Genomic DNA, 16,441 nt, shown 5'->3' on the forward strand with positions numbered 1-16,441 from the left:
GTTCGAGCCCTTCGGCTGCCCCGGGGCCCGCGCCACCATGACCCGGATTCGGTGGGGGGAACGTCATGTCCGCCTCAGCTTCCGGCCCGAACCCTGACGGGTCCGTGGCCAAGCTGATCGAGATCGCCGAGAAGCCGACGCTGGCGCAGCGGCTGATCAGTTGGGCCTCGCGCCCGCCCGGTCGGCTCTACATTCCCGCGTGCGGGGTGATCGGACTCGTCCTTCTCTTCGAGGACAGCATGCCGGCGGGGCACCTGCCCACGTTCGTCATCGGCATGGTCGGCGGGCTGCTCCTGGCCGGTATGGGCGCACTGCGCCTGGGGATCGCGCTGGCCGTCGCCCGTCCGATGATCCGCCACTACTGGCTGCGCTGGATCTCCGCGCCGCTCATCGCCTTCCTCTCTCTGGGCCTGGCCGTGGCCGACGTGCCCTTGCAGATGCGCGTGCAGGCCTCCGCCGAGCAGCTCCTCGAACTCCGCGACGAGATCGCCGACCCCACGACCATCCCCCGCAACGGGGAGTGGACCGGGATGTACTCGCTGCGCAGCGTTTCGGTGACCGACGACGTCACCCACTACGAGGTGGAGGACGCCGGACTCTTCTACCGCGCCGGGCTGGCGCACAGCACCGAGGAGATCCCCGTCGGGGTCTTCGTGCCCGGCCAGGGGTCCCGGATCTACGAGCACATCTCCGGTGACTGGTACGTCTGGGTGGACCACTGATCCCCGCGCGCCGTGAACCCTCGCGGTAGCCCTGACTCGCCTGTGACTCCACACCGCCCGGCAGCGCTCCTCCCGGAGGCGCTGCCGGGCCTCCCTTGTCCAGGGCCCCTCTCAGATGGCACCGCCAGACGGCACCGCCCGGGTACCGGCGGCCCGGGCCCTTAACCGGCTCTTTGCCGGGCGCTGTCCCGCTCCAACTCTTCTCTCACCCTCGGCGTGTACAGATGGGGGCGTCCCCCGGGAGACACCCCTCAAGGTTCTCCCCCAGGCAGCGCCGCCCCACCCGAGGAGAGGTTCCATGCGCGAGTTCGTGCTCACCCTTCACCTGCGTATCCACGATTCCATCACCGCGCTGCGCCGTGCCCACGCCATCGGCGACGACGACCTGGCCACCGCCCAGGCGGGAGAGATCGAGGACCTGGTGGAGATCGCCGCCCGGCACGGGATCGACATCGCCGGGTACGGTTCCCTGACCCTCACCGCGTGAGAGCGTTCCTCCACAGGCAGAGGAGGGGCCCCGCGACACGAGATGTCGCGGGGCCCCTCGCACGTTCCTCCGTTCTTGGCAGGCACCAGGCGGCACGGTTCCCGAAGGAGCCGGGCGGCACTGAACCAGGGGTCAGCGACCGCGTCGGCCGCCGCCCTGGTTGCCGCCGTAACCCTCACCGCGCTCGAACTGCTGGCGCATCGCGGTGTCCTGCTGGCTCTGGTGCTCCTCGGCCAGCTGCTGCTGGCGGGCGGCGGCCGCGGCCACCGAACCCTGGGCGCTCTCGAAGGCCTCCTGGGCCGCCGAAGCGCCCAGCGAACGGGCGGAGGAGCCACCCGCGCTGTTCATGACCTGCGGCAGCAGCTGCGCGGTGAGCAGCGTGGACAGCGCGGAACCGTCACCGGATCCGCCCTCGGTCTGCACCACGACCGGGCGCGGTGCGCGCTCGGCCAGGTTGGCCCCCACGTCCAGGCGGCGCCGGGCCAGCTCGTACTCCAGCACCGCCCGGTTGTCCCGGTAGGCGGTGGCCAGACGCCGCTGTGCCTTGGCCTCGTTCTCGGCGGCGACCAGGTCGGCCCGGCCGCGCGTCTCGATCTCGTACCGCACTCGCTGGGCCTCGGTCTCCTGCTCCTCCAGCATCTGCGCCACGTCCTTGCGTGCCTTGTTGAGGGAGGCGTTGACCTCGACGATCTTGGCGTCGCGGGTCTTCTTGGAACGCTCGATGTCCATGAGCAGGGTGTCGATCCGGCGCTTGCGCGTGAGCTCCCACTCCTGCTCGTAGGCGACCAGCTCCTTGGCGACCCGCTCCCGGGTGGCCAGGTGCTGCTGGTACTGGTTGGGCAGCTGCACGTCCGGAATGTTGCAGCCGGTGATCTCGACGCCGTACTTTCTCAGCTGGTTGTTGAGCAGGCCGCGCATGTCCTCGACGTTCGAGCCACGCAGGTCGTAGGCGGACTCGGTGTTGACCATGCGGCTGCGCTGACGGATGGCGTCCTGCACCGCGCTGGAGAGCACGAGGTCGAAGTTGCTCGCACCGATGGTGAGGACGAACCTGTGCGAGTCCTTGATCCGGAACTTCAGGAAGAACTCGATCGACTTCAGCGGCACGTTCTCCCGGGTGGGGCAGGCCAGTACCGGGGCCGTGTAAGGGATCTCCGTGCTGGTGTCCACCACGAAGTCCACGCGCTTCCACGGGTGCCACAGGTAGTGGCGGCCCGGGCCGATGACCTCGGTGAACTTGCCGTACTTGGTGAGAATGCCGTCAGTGCCCTGCTCGATCTCCACGATCGCGCCGCGCCACCACCACAGGCCCCCGAGCAGCACGCTGAGCACACCGACGATCAGGGTGGGCACCGCCAGGGCGCCGTAGGCCACGCCGGACAGGCCGCTGCCGAACGCCGCGTTCAGCGTCATCATCAGCGCGCTGCTGATCGCGAACAGGCCGAACCACACCAGGATGGTCCAGCGCAGTCCGCGGTTGTCACGCGGTATGACGACCGGGACGATCGCGCCCTGGTCACCGCCGCGCAGCAGACCCGCGAGGTCACCCCACGAGGAGAGGGACTCCTTGATGTTGGAGCCGCCGCCGGGGTTGAAGGACTCACTCATCTACTGACCTCCCGGGTGCTGGCCCTGGGAACCGCCCTGCGGCCACGGGGGCGGCGGCGGGTTCTGCGGGTCCTGCGGGTTATGGAAAGGTGCGCCGGAGGGCGGCGGGGCGTCGACCGGGGACTGCCCTGCCGGTGGGGCCTGACCGCTGTGGGTGGCCGGGCCGCCGCGCGGAGCCTGTTCGGCGGGCGAGGCGGGATCGGTACCCGGTGACGGAGCGACCTCGGAGATGCGCTCGTCGATGGCGTCGTCGCTCACCGACTGGCGGATCTCCTCGACCAGGTCCTCGCCCGGGTCCTCGGCGGAGGGGCCGCGGCGTTCGTTGGCCTCCTCCTCGATGAGGGCGTTGATCTCCTGCTCGCGCTGGGAGATACGGGCGTTGATCTCGCCCAGACGCTCCCGGATCGCGGCCATGTCCTGCGCGGAGAACAGGGCGGTGTCGCTCTGGCCGATGATCTCCTGGGCGATGCGCAGGTAGTCGACGCTGGCGGCGTCGCCCGAACCGATCCGCAGCACCTGCGGCAGGCTGTCCGCGACCGACTCCAGCTTGTCCAGGAGGTTCTCCCGGAACCGGTAGTTGAGGATCTCGGGCGCCTCGGCGGCGCTGACCGCGCGGATGTCCAGGGCCTGGGCCTGCAGGAGCGCGGCGTTGGCGTTGGCCTCGGACTCGGCCTCCACGAACCGCTGGCGGGCGGTGGCGCGCGCCCGGTTGGTCTCACGCTCCAGGGCGGTGTCCATCTGCGCCTGGTACTGGGCGATGTCGGCCTGGATCGCGGAGAGCGTCTCGTTGAGGGTGGCGAGCTCCTTGTTCAGGTCACCCTCGTTCTGTTCCTTGCGCAGCTGGAGCTCGTACTCGAAGGTGTAGGCGTCCTTGGCCACCCGCACCATCTCCGGCGCCGCCAGGTCCATCCGGTACTCCTGGCTGGAGGGCTCGGCGTGGGTGATGTTGGCGCTGGTCAGCTCGATGATGCCGTTGAACTGGCTGTTCAGGGAGGTCAGCAGGCCCTGGGTGCCCTCGCCGACCATGTCGTAGATCGCCGAGGCCTCCTGCTCGTAGATGAGGCTGCGGGTGGTCTCGCTGATGGCGTTGTTGAGCTTCTCCTGGAAGCCGTGGACACCGCCCAGGGTGTAGACGAAGTCGTCCGGCTTCTTGATCTTGAACTGCACGAACAGGTCGACCGAGGCCTGGACACCGCTCTTGGTGGGGGCGGACCGGATGGGCGCGTTGAACGGGTACTCACGCTCGGTGTTGACGATGTAGGAGACGCGCTTCCAGGGGTTGAACAGCGTGACCCGGCCCGGGTCGAGAAGGCCCTCCATCTTCCCGAACCGCGTCATGATGGCCTTGCAGCCGTCCGGGACCATCACCATGCCCTGGCGCCACCACATGAAGCCGGTGACGGCGAGGGTGATGACCCAGTAGTGGATCCCGAAGAAGGGGTTGAGCAGCGGGTTGGCGCCGGTGACCATCGCCGTCGCCGTCACCGTGGAGAACCCGATGACACCGATGACCACCAGGGCGATCGCCGGGAGCATGGTGACGAGGGTGCGCCCCCGCGGGGTGACCATCGGACAGATGACGTGAACGGGGCCGCTGCGGCCGCGTTCGTAGTAGCTGCGGTTGAGGGCCTCGCCGGCGTTGTTGAGCGAGGTGGTCTTCTGCTCGATACGGGTGTCGACGGACGCACCCTGCTCACGCGCGGCGACGAAGTCCTGCGGGTCGAGACCGCTCTCCGAACTCTGACCGGACCGCTGGCCGGCCCCCTGTCCGCCCACCTGGCCCGCGGCCTGTTGGACTGCGTCGGTCACGGCCTGGCGCGGGTCGCCCCCCTGGGCTACCGCACTGGCCGCGCCGCGCACGGTCTGCGCGAACGACATAGGCATGCACTCCTTGTAACGGGACGTCGGGAACTATCGGCTTCGACGTTGCGTACAGTTTTCCGGTTCCAGGCCGGAACGGGAGAGACGCACGGGAAGGCGGTAGTGGTCTGCCCCTAGCCTGGCACGTACACCAGCCGAAACCTATGGTTCGTGTCCCGAGCGTGACGCGGAATCAGCCGCCCGGTGATCAGCACGGAGCGGTGGTTCAAGCGCTCCCCGGACCAGTACACGCGTGCCGGATGGCGCGCCTCTCGGAGCGGGACTATCGTCGATCTGACCCAATCACGACAAACGGGGAGTCCTCGATGCCCGCAGTACCCAGCGCTGTCCTGACCACGGCCGGTCTGATCGGCGGCTACTCGGTGGCCCGCGCCACCGGGAACCGCCCTCTGGGCGGGGCGGTCCTGGCCGGGTTCGGCGCCGCCGCCTTCGAGACCACGCGCCGCGGCTCGGGCCTGGGCACCGCGATCGGGCTGACCGGCGTGTACGTGGCCGCCTTCGGCCTGTCGCACCCACTGGCCAAGAAGGTCGGTTCCTGGCCCGCGGTCCTGGCCGTGACCGCCGCGACCGCGGCCGTCGCCGTGGCGTCGGGCGATCGCCGCGCTACCTGAGACACGGCGTGGCCGCGGTCGGAGGAGGCCTGGTCCCGCTACCGGCCGTGGATGTAGGCCTCCAGTTGGGCCCGGTCGTCCTCGAGGATCCGTAGACGACTCTTGACCAGGTCACCGATGCTGACGATCCCCGCCAGCCGCCCCTCGGAGGTGACCGGGACGTGCCGGAACCGGCGCATGGTCATGTGTTCGCTGATCTCCTCGACGGAGTCATCGGGGGTGCAGGTGACCACGTCGGAGGTCATGATGTCGGAGACCGGGGCGGACAGCAGGTCCGGTCCACGACGCTCCAGGTGTCGGACGACGTCACGTTCGGAGACGATGCCGACGAGCGTGTCGTCCTCCGCGGCGACGACCACGGCGCCGATGTTGTGACGGGCGAGCTCGGTGAGCAACTGCGCGACGGTCGCTTCAGGAGCGACGCTCACCACCTCCGGGCCCTTTGCCCGCAGGATCGCGGCTATCAGCATGGGAACCACCTTCCGCTGGCTGTCACCGGGTGCCGAAGGGTTACCCGCTCCCCTCCCCCGCCAATCACAGGTGTGGACCACACCACCGCCGAGTGCGACGTTCTCGCCCACCACGAGCTGGTCACGGAGGGTGGGCGACCACACGCTCCTGCCATCACCGGTCCTGTCGACCGGGCGGCAGATCCGGGTCCTCAGCACCCGCCCGTCCCGGAGGGCCAGATCGTCAATGGAACGGTCAACCGAAAGGCAGTACAGGATCGGATCCGCCCACGGGAAGGGGGACGGCCGACAGCGCCGTCCCCCTGGGCCGCTCCCGGTCAGCTGCAGCCGCTGGTGGCCCCGCAGCCCTCGCAGGCGTAGCAGCTGCCGGAGGGCCGCATCTTGGTCCCGCAGGTGACGCACAGCGGGGCATCGGCGATGAACCCCTCTGACGGGGCCACCCGCGGCGCCCGGGGGCCGGAACGCTCGGGCCGCTCGGGGTGCTCGGGCCGCTCGGAGTGCTCCTGATGAGGTGGCGCTGGAGCCTCGGCGGGGGCAGCGGACTGCGCGTACGACTCCACCTGTACCGCGGTCTGGGCCGGGTCCTCGCCGTTGAGACGGGCCTCGCGCTCGGCGGCGGACAGGACCCCCAGGGCGGCCCGCTCCTCGTAGGGCAGGTGGTCCAGGGCCAGGCGGCGGAAGATGTAGTCCACCACCGACTGCGCCATGCGGATGTCCGGGTCGTCGGTCATGCCCGCCGGGTCGAAGCGCATGTTGGTGAACTTCTCCACGTAGGTCTCCAGCGGTACCCCGTACTGGAGCGCGATGGAGATGGCGATGGAGAAGGCGTCCATGACCCCGGCCAGGGTCGAGCCCTGCTTGCCGAGCTTCATGAAGACCTCGCCGAGCCCGTCGTCGGGGTAGGAGCCCGCGGTGATGTACCCCTCGGCGCCGCCCACGGAGAACGAGGTGGTCTCGCTCGGCCGCTTCTTGGGCAGGCGGCGCCGCACCGGCCGGGGCACCTCGACGACCACGGGGGCCTCCTCCCTGCCCTCCTCCTTCTCCTCGCTCCTGGCCGTGGACAGCGGCTGGCCCACCTTGCAGTTGTCGCGGTAGACCGCCAGCGCCTTGAGCCCCAGGCGCCAGCCCTCGTAGTAGATGTGCTCCAAGTCGGCGACCGTGGCCTCCTCGGGCACGTTCACCGTCTTGGAGATCGCCCCGGACAGGAACGGCTGGGTGGCGGCCATCATCCGCACGTGTCCCATGGGCTCGATGTAGCGGCGCCCCATGGCGCAGTCGAAGACCTCGTAGTGCTCGGGCCTCAGCGACGGCGCCTCCACCACGTGCCCGTTCTCGGCGACGTACTCCACGATCGCCTCGGCCTGCTCGTCCTGGTACCCGAGGTTCCTCAAAGCCCGCGGGATCGCCTGGTTGACGATCTGCATGGACCCGCCGCCGACCAGCTTCTTGTACTTGACCAGCGAGAAGTCAGGCTCGATCCCGGTCGTGTCGCAGTCGAGCATGAAGCTGATCGTCCCGGTGGGGGCCAGAAGACTGGCCTGGGCGTTGCGCCAGCCGTGGCGTTCGCCGAGTTTGAGGCACTCCGCCCACTCCCTGGTGGCGGCCTGGTGGACGGGCTCCTCCAGGGTGCCGACGGTGCGCAGGTCGTCGTTGGCTGCAGCGTGCTTGCGCATCACCCTCTTGTGGGCCTGCTCGTTGCGCCGGTAGCCCTCGTAGGGGCCCACCACCCCGGCCAGTTCGGCGCTGCGGCGGTAGGCGGCCCCGGTCATCAACGAGGTGATCGCGGCGGCCACGGCGCGGCCGCCCTCGGAGTCGTAGGCGTGGCCGGTGGCCATGAGCAGCGCGCCCAGGTTCGCGTACCCGATACCGAGCTGGCGGTAGGCGCGGGTGGTCTCGCCGATCTTCTCGGTGGGGAAGTCGGCGAAGGTGATGGAGATGTCCATCGCCGTGATCACCAGCTCGGTGAGCCGGGTGAACCCCTCGACGTCGAACGTGTCGTCCTCGCGCAGGAACTTCAGCAGGTTGACCGAGGCCAGGTTGCAGGACGAGTCATCCAATGACAGATATTCACTGCATGGGTTGCTTGCACTGATTCGTCCTGATTCGGGGTTGGTGTGCCAGTCCTGGATGGTGCCGTCGTACTGGATGCCCGGGTCCGCGCACTCCCAGGCGGCCTGGGCCATCCGGCGGAAGAGTTCCCTGGCGTCGACGGTGGCGATGACCTCGCCGGTGGTGCGGGAGGTCAGCCCGAACTCCGAGCCGGCGTCCACCGCGCGCATGAAGGCGTCCGAGACGCGGACGGAGTTGTTGGCGTTCTGGTACTGGACGCTGAACATGTCGTCGCCGCCCAGGTCCACGTCGAACCCGGCGTCGCGCAGGGCGCGGATCTTGTGTTCCTCGCGGGACTTGGTCTCGACGAACTCCTCGATGTCGGGGTGGTCCACGTCCAGCACGACCATCTTGGCCGCCCGGCGGGTGGCCCCGCCCGACTTGATGGTCCCGGCGGAGGCGTCCGCGCCGCGCATGAAGGAGACCGGGCCCGAAGCCGCGCCGCCGGACGAGAGCAGCTCCTTGCTGGAACGGATCCGCGACAGGTTCACCCCCGCGCCGGAGCCGCCCTTGAAGATCAGCCCCTCCTCCTTGTACCAGTCCAGGATCGACTCCATGTTGTCGTCCACGGAGAGGATGAAACACGCGCTGACCTGCTGCTTCGCCGGTGTCCCCACGTTGAACCAGACCGGGGAGTTGAAGCTGAACAGCTGGTGGGCCAGGGCGTACTTGAGTTCGTGGTCGAAGACCTCGGCGTCCTCCTCGGAGGCGAAGTAGCCGTGGGCGCGGCCGGTCCCGGTGTAGACGCCGACGACGCGGTCGATGAGCTGTTTGAGGCTCCACTCGCGCTCAGGTGTGCCGACGGCTCCGCGGAAGTACTTGCTGGCCACGATCTGGGTGGCGTTCACCGACCAGGAGACGGGGAACTCCACGCCGCGCTGTTCGAAGTTGACGGTGCCGTCGCGCCAGTTGGTCATGACGACGTCGCGGCGTTCCCATTCGAGGGTGTCGTAGGGGTGCGTGCCCGCGGTCGTGTTGACCCGCCGCATCCTGAGCCCCTTGCGTGGCCCCTTACCCTTGCGCCCCACTGGACCGCGCGTGGTTTCCGTCATGTCAGCGTCTCCCCGAAAGTACGTTCATGCGCGGACCGGCGTCGACCGCGCGGGCGTTCATGTGTGTTCGGGGTGGTGCGGGGGTGCGGCGGTGTCCTTCGCCGTGCTCCCGACCACCTTCGGGCGGCCGTCCCGGCGTCGCGTGGGCGCCGTGCGGGCTACCGGGTGGAAGCGGTGTCGACCGCGGGTTCGGTGTCGACCGCGGGTTCGGTGTCGACCTCACGGTCCTTGCGCAGGCTGGCGATCTCCGCCTCGAAGTCGGCCAGGCTCTCGAAGCCCCGGTAGACGCTGGCGAAGTGCAGGTAGGCGACTTCGTCGAGGTCGCGCATCGGGCCCAGGATGGCCAGACCGATCTCGTGGGCGGGCACCTCGGCCACGCCCCGGCCGCGGATCTCCTCCTCGACCTGCTGGCCGAGCTTGGCGAGGGCGTCCTCGGAGACGGGGCGGCCCTGGCAGGCCCGGCGCACTCCGGCGATGATCTTGGTCCGGCTGAAGGGTTCGGTGACCCCCGATCGCTTGGCCACCATCAGCAGCACGGTCTCCTGCGTGGTGAAGCGGCGCTCGCAGACGGGGCAGGACCGGCGGCGCCGGATGGCCGCGCCGTCGTCGGTGGACCTGCTGTCGATCACCCTGGTGTCCGGATGACGGCAGAACGGACAGTGCATCCCGGTTCACCTGGCTTCCCTGTACCCGACCGACAACTCTAGGGGGCCACTAACCCCAGGTGTCTACTAAACCACAACTTCTTGACCGCAGACCCCATTCCAACACCAGATGTTGTGGTCGAACTTAGATGTCGAGACGAACGCCCGCAACCCTGCCCGCGGCGTGTCCCCGCACCCGACACCCGACGGGGGCGGCCGACCGGCGAGAAACGGGACTCGGGGAGGCGGGGGCGGACAGGCGGGGAATGTGCGGCGCCGGGCGCCGAATCCAAGGATAAGGGGAAGGGGCCCGTCACTCGCCGGTCGCCACACCCCTCCCGCGACCGGATTCCCTTCCCCGCCGCCCCACCCAGCACCGGGCCGCGGACCGGCTGTCGCGGCGCGGCCCCGGGCGAGACGAACCCCATACCGGAACCCGGCCCGCGCACGCCGCGCGCACGCCGCCCGAGAGCCCGACCGGTCCCCTCCGCGGACCTCCGGGCCCCTTCCGCGGATCTCTTCGCGCATTCGGGGGACAACGTCGGGTGAACACGTGTACACACATAAGTGGGGGCCGCGGGAATCGAGACCCGAAAAACACAAAGCGAAATCCCCGCACAGCATCGATCGCCCGTTCTCGAACGCTTGTTTGATATCACCGTGTGCAACGACTAATGTTGACCTTGATTTCACGCCGGTTTCGCCGCCGGAGTGGCCCACCAGGTCGGCGCGGTCGCGGCCGGTGACTGGCCACACGAACAGGCCCTGACCGAACCGAACACCGAGGAGGCCCGGCCGTGCCGGAGGAGAATCCCGGAGCCCTCGGCTCCGGACCCACCACCGTTCTTTCGCCCGTCGGTGACACGGGCGCGACCGCGCCCGAACCCCCCAAACTCACCGCACGTCAACAGAGTGTTCTGAACTGCATCCAGCGATACGTCCGGGAACGGGGTTACCCGCCGTCCATCCGGGAGATCGGTGACTCGGTCGGCCTGTCCAGCCCGTCCAGCGTGGCGCACCAGCTCAAGGTGCTCCAGCGCAAGGGCTACCTGTACCGGGACCAGAACCGGCCGCGCGCCGTCGAGCTGCGCACCCCGGGCAAGGAGGGCGCGCAGACCGCCGCCCCGGAGGAGCTGTCCGCCGACTCCGCCCGGGCCGCCTCGGTGCCGCTGGTCGGACGGATCGCCGCCGGCGGTCCGATCCTGGCCGAGGAGGCGGTCGAGGACGTGCTGGCGCTGCCGCGGCAGCTGGTCGGCGAGGGCCGACTGTTCATGCTCACCGTGGTGGGCGACTCGATGATCGACGCCGCCATCACCGACGGGGACCTGGTGGTGGTCCGCCAGCAGCAGGACGCAGAGAACGGCGACATCGTCGCGGCGATGCTGGACGACGAGGCGACCGTCAAGGTGCTGCGCCGCGAGCAGGACGGGCACGTCTGGCTGATGCCGCGCAACGACGCCTACGAGCCGATCAACGGGGATCAGGCCACCATCCTCGGCAAGGTCGTCACGGTCATGCGCCGCGTCTGACAGCCCCACCCCATGTGCGCACCGGGAGACCGGGGCGGGTGGCGGGCCGATACGCTGAGGGCGTGTCGACACCTGCCTCCGCCCCCGCCTCCCGTACCCCTGCCACCAGTGTTTCCGGGCGTCCCGGTACCCGCGCCCCAGGCGCCTGCGGCCGCCGTTCCGCGCTGCTGGCGGTGCTGGCCGCCGGTGCGTTGCTGGTCACCGCCTGCACCCCCACCGACGGCGACGACGGGCCCGTGCTGCCCGGTGCGTCCGGGCACGAGCGCACGGTCTCCTTCCAGGGCGGGGGGTTCACCGTGCCCGGCACCTTCACCGTCCCCGCCGGGTCCGGTGACGGCCAGGTCCCCGGCGTGCTCATCATCTCCGGCAGCGGCCCCACCGACCGGGACGGCAACAGCGCTGAACGGCCCGAGGCCGACACCAACCTGAACCTCGCCCGGGTGCTCACCGGTGCGGGAGCGGCCTCGCTGCGCTACGACAAGTTCGGCAGCGGAGACCCGGCGGACATGGACGACGCCGAGGAGGCGGCCCTGGAACGCGACGTGGACCCGCTGGTCTACGACGAGCAGATGGCCGCCGCCTACGCGGAGCTCATCGCCCAGCCCGAGGTGGACTCCGAGCGCACCGTCATCCTGGGCCACAGCGAGGGCGCCCTGTTCGCGCTGCGCGCCCACGAGGTCCTGGACGCCGAACCCGCACTGGTGCTGGCCGCCCCGCCCGGTACCCGCATGCTCGACCTCATCGACCGGCAGGTGACCGAGCAGGTCCGCACAGCCGAGGCCCAGGGCCGGGTCGGCGAGGTGACCGCCGCGCAACTGCTCTCCGACATCCGTGCGGGGCGGGCGGCGGTCCGCGCGGGTACCGAGCTGCCCCGCGACGACAGCACCGGGCTCTTCACCGAGCAGAACCAGGACTACCTGACCTGGATCGACGCCTTCGACCCGGTGGAACTGGCCGGGGAGCTGCCCGCGACCACCCCGGTGCTGGTCCTTTGGGGCGAGGAGGACGCCCAGGTCAACGCTGAGGAGATCGACCGGCTGATGACCGGCCTGAGCGGCGCCGAGCGCGTGGACCTGCCCGGTGTGGACCACATCCTGCGCGAGTACGACGACTCCCCGGGCGCGGCGGCGCTGGACGCCGACCGCCCCTTCGCCCCCGAGGTCACTCCGGCCGTCGAGGAGTTCCTCGACGGCCTCTGGTAGCCCTCATCCCCCGTGATCTTGCTACCAGGAGCAAGTTCGGCGCCGAACTTGCTCCTGGTAGCAAGATCACCGCTGGGAGGGGATGGCTAGTCGGTCTCGTCGGGGGCGGGCAGCTGCTCGACGACGGCCCGGGCGAGGATCTCGGCGTCCTCTGCGGCGACGTCGCCGTCCACCGAACCGGTGGCGTCGTAGTCGGTGGCGGCGGTGTAGCAGGACTCCACGTACAGGTTGGAGACCCGCACGGCCACGCACCCGACCTCGAAGGCTCCGTCCTCGACCCATTTCAGGGCCTCGTCACCCAGACCGTCGACCGGCTGGGCGTCGTTGCCGTCCGCGGTGGAGCGCAGGGTGTCGGCGGCGGTGTCCTCGCCGCCCTCGACCGGAGCGGCGACCAGGACGAGGGTGGCGGCGGCCGGAACGGACTCCCCCGAACCCTCCGGGGTGGCCCAGCGGCACTGCCAGCCGGAGCCGAAGGTGTCCTGGACGCTGCCGACGGTCTCCTCGATCTCGCTCCCGTAGCCGGGCACCAGTTCGTCGAGGGCCTCGGTCTCACCGATCTCGCACTCGGGCGCGGCCTCGAAGTCGCCGTGCTCCGCGCCGTTGCCCAGCAGGTACCAGGCGAGCCAGCCCGCGAGGCCCAGCACGACCGCGATCAGCAGGACCAGGAGGGTGACGGCCAGACCGCGGCTCTGCGGCGGGGTGGCCCCGGGGTCCTCCCCGGGGTCCCCCGGACCGGGGCCTCCCGGGCCGGGACCGGGGTAGGGCGTGCTCACAGGGCCTCCCCGAGCTGCCCGGCGAAGTCCATGACGGTCTCGCGCGCCCGGTCGAAGGGCACGGGGTCGTCGCCGTCCATCGCGCTGTAGGAGACCCGCACCAGCAGGTTGTCCTCGTGGAAGGCGAGTTCGGCGGTGCCGGGCACCTGGCCGCGCCAGACCTCGGCCTCGATCCCCTCGCCCGCCGCAGCGTCCCCGCCCCCGTCCGCGCCCTCGGCTCCGGGCGCCAGGACCACGGTCTCACCGCGCATCGGAACCACCGCGCTCTGCGCCCGGGCGGCGAACTCCTCGCCCGTTACGACCGGCTCGGCGGAGGCGTCGGTAAAGCGCGCGGACAGCTCCACCCGCAGCACACCCTGTTCCCCGTTCCCGTTCGCCTCGCCGCCGTCTGCCCCATCGATCCGACCAGCGGAGGTCCACACGCATTCGGTGCTCTCCCCGCCCGCCAGCGGCCCGCTCTCGGCCGATTCCAGAACCGCCCCGGGCAACGCCCCGGCGATCGCCTCCTCCGGCACCAGCCCGCAGCCGGGCGCCGCGGTGTGCGCGTCACCGCCGTGCGGCTCGTCCGGGTCGTCCCCGGCCAGCCGCAGACCGCCCCCCACGGCCGCGGCGGAGACCGCCAGCGCGGCCGTAACCACGATCACTGCCCGAACCCAGGGTCGGGGTCCACCACCCGTCGCAGAACCCACCCGGCACCGCCTCCCAGTCAGTCGTCACGCCCAAGGTAAGGGGCGGTGGCCGCCACCGCGACCACCGCCCCGCACAACGGATCAACCGGCGAATCAGCCGACGACGATGTTCACCAGCTTGGGAGCGCGCACGATCACCTTGCGGACCGTCTTGTCACCGATGAAGCCCTGGGCCTTCTCCGAGGCCAGGGCCAGGCGCTCCAGCTCTGCCGGGTCGATGTCGGGCGAGACGGACAGCTTGTCCCGAACCTTGCTCTGCACCTGCACCACGCAGGTCACCGACTCCTGGACCAGCAGCGCCGGGTCCGCCTCGGGCCAGTTGCCGACGGCGACCGTGCCGGTGTGGCCCAGCTTCTCCCAGCCCTCCTCGGCGACGTAGGGCGCGAACAGGGACAGGGCGATCGCCACGAACTCGGCGGCCTCGCGGACGGCCGGGTCGGCGGCGCCGGGGCCGGAGTCGATCGCCTTGCGGGCGGCCGAGACCAGCTCCATGCAGCGGGCGATGGCGACGTTGAAGCGCTTGTCCTCGACCAGGGCGGTGATCTGGTCGATGCTGCGGTGGGTGACGCGGCGCAGTTCGGTGTCGCCGGCGGCGAAGTCCACTCCGGGGGCGCTGGCCGCACCGGCCTCGTTCATCACCCGGTAGGCGCGGTTGAGGAACTTCTGCGCGGCGACCACCGACACGTCCGCCCAGTCCACGTCCTCCTCGGGCGGAGAGGCGAACAGCATGGTCAGGCGGACCGCGTCCACGCCGTAGGCGTCGATCTCCTTGCCCAGGTCCACGCCGTTGCCCAGCGACTTGGACATCGCCCGGCCCTCGTTGATGACCTGGCCCTGGTTGGTCAGGCGGCGGAAGGGCTCGGTGAAGTCCAGCATGCCCATGTCGTGCAGGACCTTGGTGAAGAAGCGCGCGTACAGCAGGTGCAGCGTCGCGTGCTCCTTACCGCCGATGTAGTGGTCGACGGGGCCCCACTTGTTGACCTCTTCGGTGTCGAAGGGGGCGGTGTCCAGGTGCGCGGAGATGTAGCGCCACGGGTACCAGGACGAGTCCACGAAGGTGTCCATGGTGTCGGTGTCGCGCTCGGCCGGACCGCCGCAGGAGGGGCAGTCCACCTGCACCCACTCCTTGGCCGCGGCCAGCGGCGAGATGCCCTTGGGGGCCAGCTCGGCGCCCTTGAGGTCGGGCAGGGTGACCGGCAGCTGCTCGTCCGGGACGGCGACCTCGCCGCAGGAGGGGCAGTGGATGATCGGGATCGGGGTGCCCCAGTAGCGCTGGCGGGACAGCAGCCAGTCGCGCAGGCGGTAGTTGACCGTGGCCTCGCCGGTGCCGCGCTCGCCCAGGATGCCGATGATGCGGTCGATGGCGTCGGTCTTGGTCAGGCCGTCCAGCGGTCCGGAGTCGCGCAGGACGCCCTCGCCCGCGGTGGCCACGCCGGTCTCGGCGGGGTCGGCCTCGCCGGTCTCGACCACGACCCGCACCGGCAGGTCGAAGGCCAGGGCGAAGTCCAGGTCGCGCTGGTCGTGCGCGGGCACCGCCATGATGGCGCCGTGCCCGTAACCGGCCAGGACGTAGTCGGCGGCCCAGACGGGCATGCGCTCGCCGTTGACCGGGTTGATCGCGTGGCGGCCCAGGAACACGCCGGTCTTGGGGCGCTCGGTGGTCTGGCGCTCGATCTCCGACAGCTTGGACACCTCGGAGCGGTAGGTCTCGAAGGCCTCGCGCTGCTCGGGCGCGCACAGCTCCTCGGCCAGGTCGGCGTCGGCCGCCACCACGAAGAAGGTGGCCCCGTACAGGGTGTCGGGCCGGGTCGTGTAGACGGTGACCGGCTCGTCGCGGCCCTCGATCCGGAAGTGCACGTCGGCGCCGGTGGAGCGGCCGATCCAGTTGCGCTGCATGGCCAGGATCTCGTCCGGCCAGCGGCCGTTGTCCAGCTGGTCCATGTCGTCCAGCAGGCGCTGGGCGTAGTCGGTGATCTTGAAGTACCACTGGTTCAGGGCGCGGCGCTCGACGTCGACGCCGCAGCGCTCGCACCTGCCCTGCACGACCTGCTCGTTGGCCAGCACGGTCTGGTCCTGGGGGCACCAGTTGACCAGGCCGTCCTTGCGGTAGGCCAGCCCGCGCTCGAAGAAGCGGGTGAACAGCCACTGGTTCCACTTGAAGTACTCGGGGTCGCTGGTGTGCAGGCGGTGCGACCAGTCCAGCGCCAGACCGTAGCGGCGCATCGAGGCGGCCTGCGTCTCGATGTTGGCGTAGGTCCACTTGTAGGGGTGGCTGTTGTTCTTGATCGCCGCGTTCTCGGCGGGCAGGCCGAAGGAGTCCCAGCCGACCGGGTGCAGGACGTTGTCGCCGCGCTGGAAGCGGTAGCGGCCGATCACGTCGCCGATGGCGTAGGCCTCGGCGTGGCCCATGTGCAGGTCACCGGAGGGGTAGGAGAACATGTCGACGATGTAGGAGCGGGGGCGCTCGTCCCCGGCGTCCATGTTCGCCTCGAACGGAAGCTCGGCGGACCAGCGCGCCTGCCACTTGTCCTGAAGGGCGTGGGCGTCGTAGGTGTCGCCCGTCGTCTGGTCGCCGTCTACCGCTGTCATCGCTGAGTGTTCCTTAGCCGGGTCTGGGTGTGTTGACTTCAGGTTAGCGGCTGCGCTACCCGACCGAAGACCGGT

Annotated in this window: 13 protein-coding genes; 5 read left to right on the top strand and 8 right to left on the bottom strand. The window is 70.2% G+C overall.

All coding sequences use genetic code 11. The features are described from left to right. The first annotated feature begins 65 nt into the window (after positions 1-65). Both HNR07_RS15600 and HNR07_RS15605 read left to right on the top strand, forming a co-directional pair. Positions 66-722 (top strand): hypothetical protein, encoded by a 657-nt coding sequence (locus tag HNR07_RS15600; protein ID WP_184365623.1) that lies wholly within the window; start codon positions 66-68, stop codon positions 720-722. 298 nt (positions 723-1,020) lie between these two features. Then, positions 1,021-1,209, top strand: coding sequence for a hypothetical protein (locus HNR07_RS15605; RefSeq protein WP_184365624.1), 189 nt, complete (start codon positions 1,021-1,023; stop codon positions 1,207-1,209). Positions 1,210-1,341: 132 nt separating this feature from the next. Here the strand turns inward: HNR07_RS15605 and HNR07_RS15610 are convergent, their stop codons facing one another. After that, a complete protein-coding gene (locus HNR07_RS15610) occupies positions 1,342-2,817 on the bottom strand; it encodes an SPFH domain-containing protein (protein ID WP_184365625.1) in 1,476 nt (491 codons plus the stop codon). Further along, complete coding sequence (locus HNR07_RS15615) at positions 2,818-4,695, bottom strand: SPFH domain-containing protein (RefSeq protein ID WP_184365626.1); 1,878 nt, start codon at positions 4,693-4,695, stop codon at positions 2,818-2,820. It lies immediately after the preceding gene. Positions 4,696-5,003: 308 nt separating this feature from the next. Between HNR07_RS15615 and HNR07_RS15620 the strand changes: the two genes are divergently transcribed. After that, positions 5,004-5,309 carry a hypothetical protein gene (locus HNR07_RS15620; RefSeq protein WP_184365627.1) on the top strand — a complete coding sequence of 102 codons (306 nt, stop codon included), beginning with the start codon at positions 5,004-5,006 and terminating at the stop codon, positions 5,307-5,309. Positions 5,310-5,347: 38 nt separating this feature from the next. On the opposite strand, the gene HNR07_RS15625 is transcribed toward HNR07_RS15620, so the two are convergent. The 3 genes from HNR07_RS15625 to nrdR form a co-directional block, all read right to left on the bottom strand. Continuing rightward, positions 5,348-5,779, bottom strand: a complete 432-nt coding sequence (locus HNR07_RS15625; protein WP_184365628.1) for a CBS domain-containing protein — start codon at positions 5,777-5,779, stop codon at positions 5,348-5,350. Positions 5,780-6,096: 317 nt separating this feature from the next. Next, entirely contained in the window at positions 6,097-8,940 is a 2,844-nt protein-coding gene (locus tag HNR07_RS15630) for a vitamin B12-dependent ribonucleotide reductase (protein ID WP_184365629.1), read from the bottom strand. A gap of 158 nt (positions 8,941-9,098) precedes the next feature. Continuing rightward, complete coding sequence (nrdR, locus tag HNR07_RS15635; protein WP_184365630.1) at positions 9,099-9,605, bottom strand: transcriptional regulator NrdR; 507 nt, start codon at positions 9,603-9,605, stop codon at positions 9,099-9,101. 776 nt (positions 9,606-10,381) lie between these two features. On the opposite strand from nrdR, the gene lexA reads away from it, so the two are divergent. Beyond that, on the top strand, positions 10,382-11,113 hold the full coding sequence (lexA, locus tag HNR07_RS15640) for a transcriptional repressor LexA (RefSeq protein WP_184365631.1): 732 nt from the start codon (positions 10,382-10,384) through the stop codon (positions 11,111-11,113). A 62-nt stretch (positions 11,114-11,175) separates the two neighbouring features. Beyond that, complete coding sequence (locus HNR07_RS15645) at positions 11,176-12,315, top strand: alpha/beta hydrolase family protein (protein WP_312893816.1); 1,140 nt, start codon at positions 11,176-11,178, stop codon at positions 12,313-12,315. Positions 12,316-12,401: 86 nt separating this feature from the next. Here HNR07_RS15645 and HNR07_RS15650 read toward each other — a convergent pair whose 3' ends face one another. The 3 genes from HNR07_RS15650 to leuS form a co-directional block, all read right to left on the bottom strand. Then, entirely contained in the window at positions 12,402-13,088 is a 687-nt protein-coding gene (locus HNR07_RS15650) for a hypothetical protein (protein ID WP_184365633.1), read from the bottom strand. Then, positions 13,085-13,732, bottom strand: coding sequence for a hypothetical protein (locus HNR07_RS15655; RefSeq protein WP_184365634.1), 648 nt, complete (start codon positions 13,730-13,732; stop codon positions 13,085-13,087). Before HNR07_RS15655 ends, HNR07_RS15650 begins: the two co-directional genes overlap by 4 nt. Positions 13,733-13,870: 138 nt before the next feature. Next, positions 13,871-16,366, bottom strand: coding sequence for a leucine--tRNA ligase (gene leuS, locus HNR07_RS15660; protein ID WP_184365635.1), 2,496 nt, complete (start codon positions 16,364-16,366; stop codon positions 13,871-13,873). Between the last annotated feature and the right edge of the window lie 75 nt (positions 16,367-16,441).

It is taken from the genome of Nocardiopsis metallicus (genome assembly GCF_014201115.1).
Lineage (GTDB): Bacteria > Actinomycetota > Actinomycetes > Streptosporangiales > Streptosporangiaceae > Nocardiopsis > Nocardiopsis metallicus.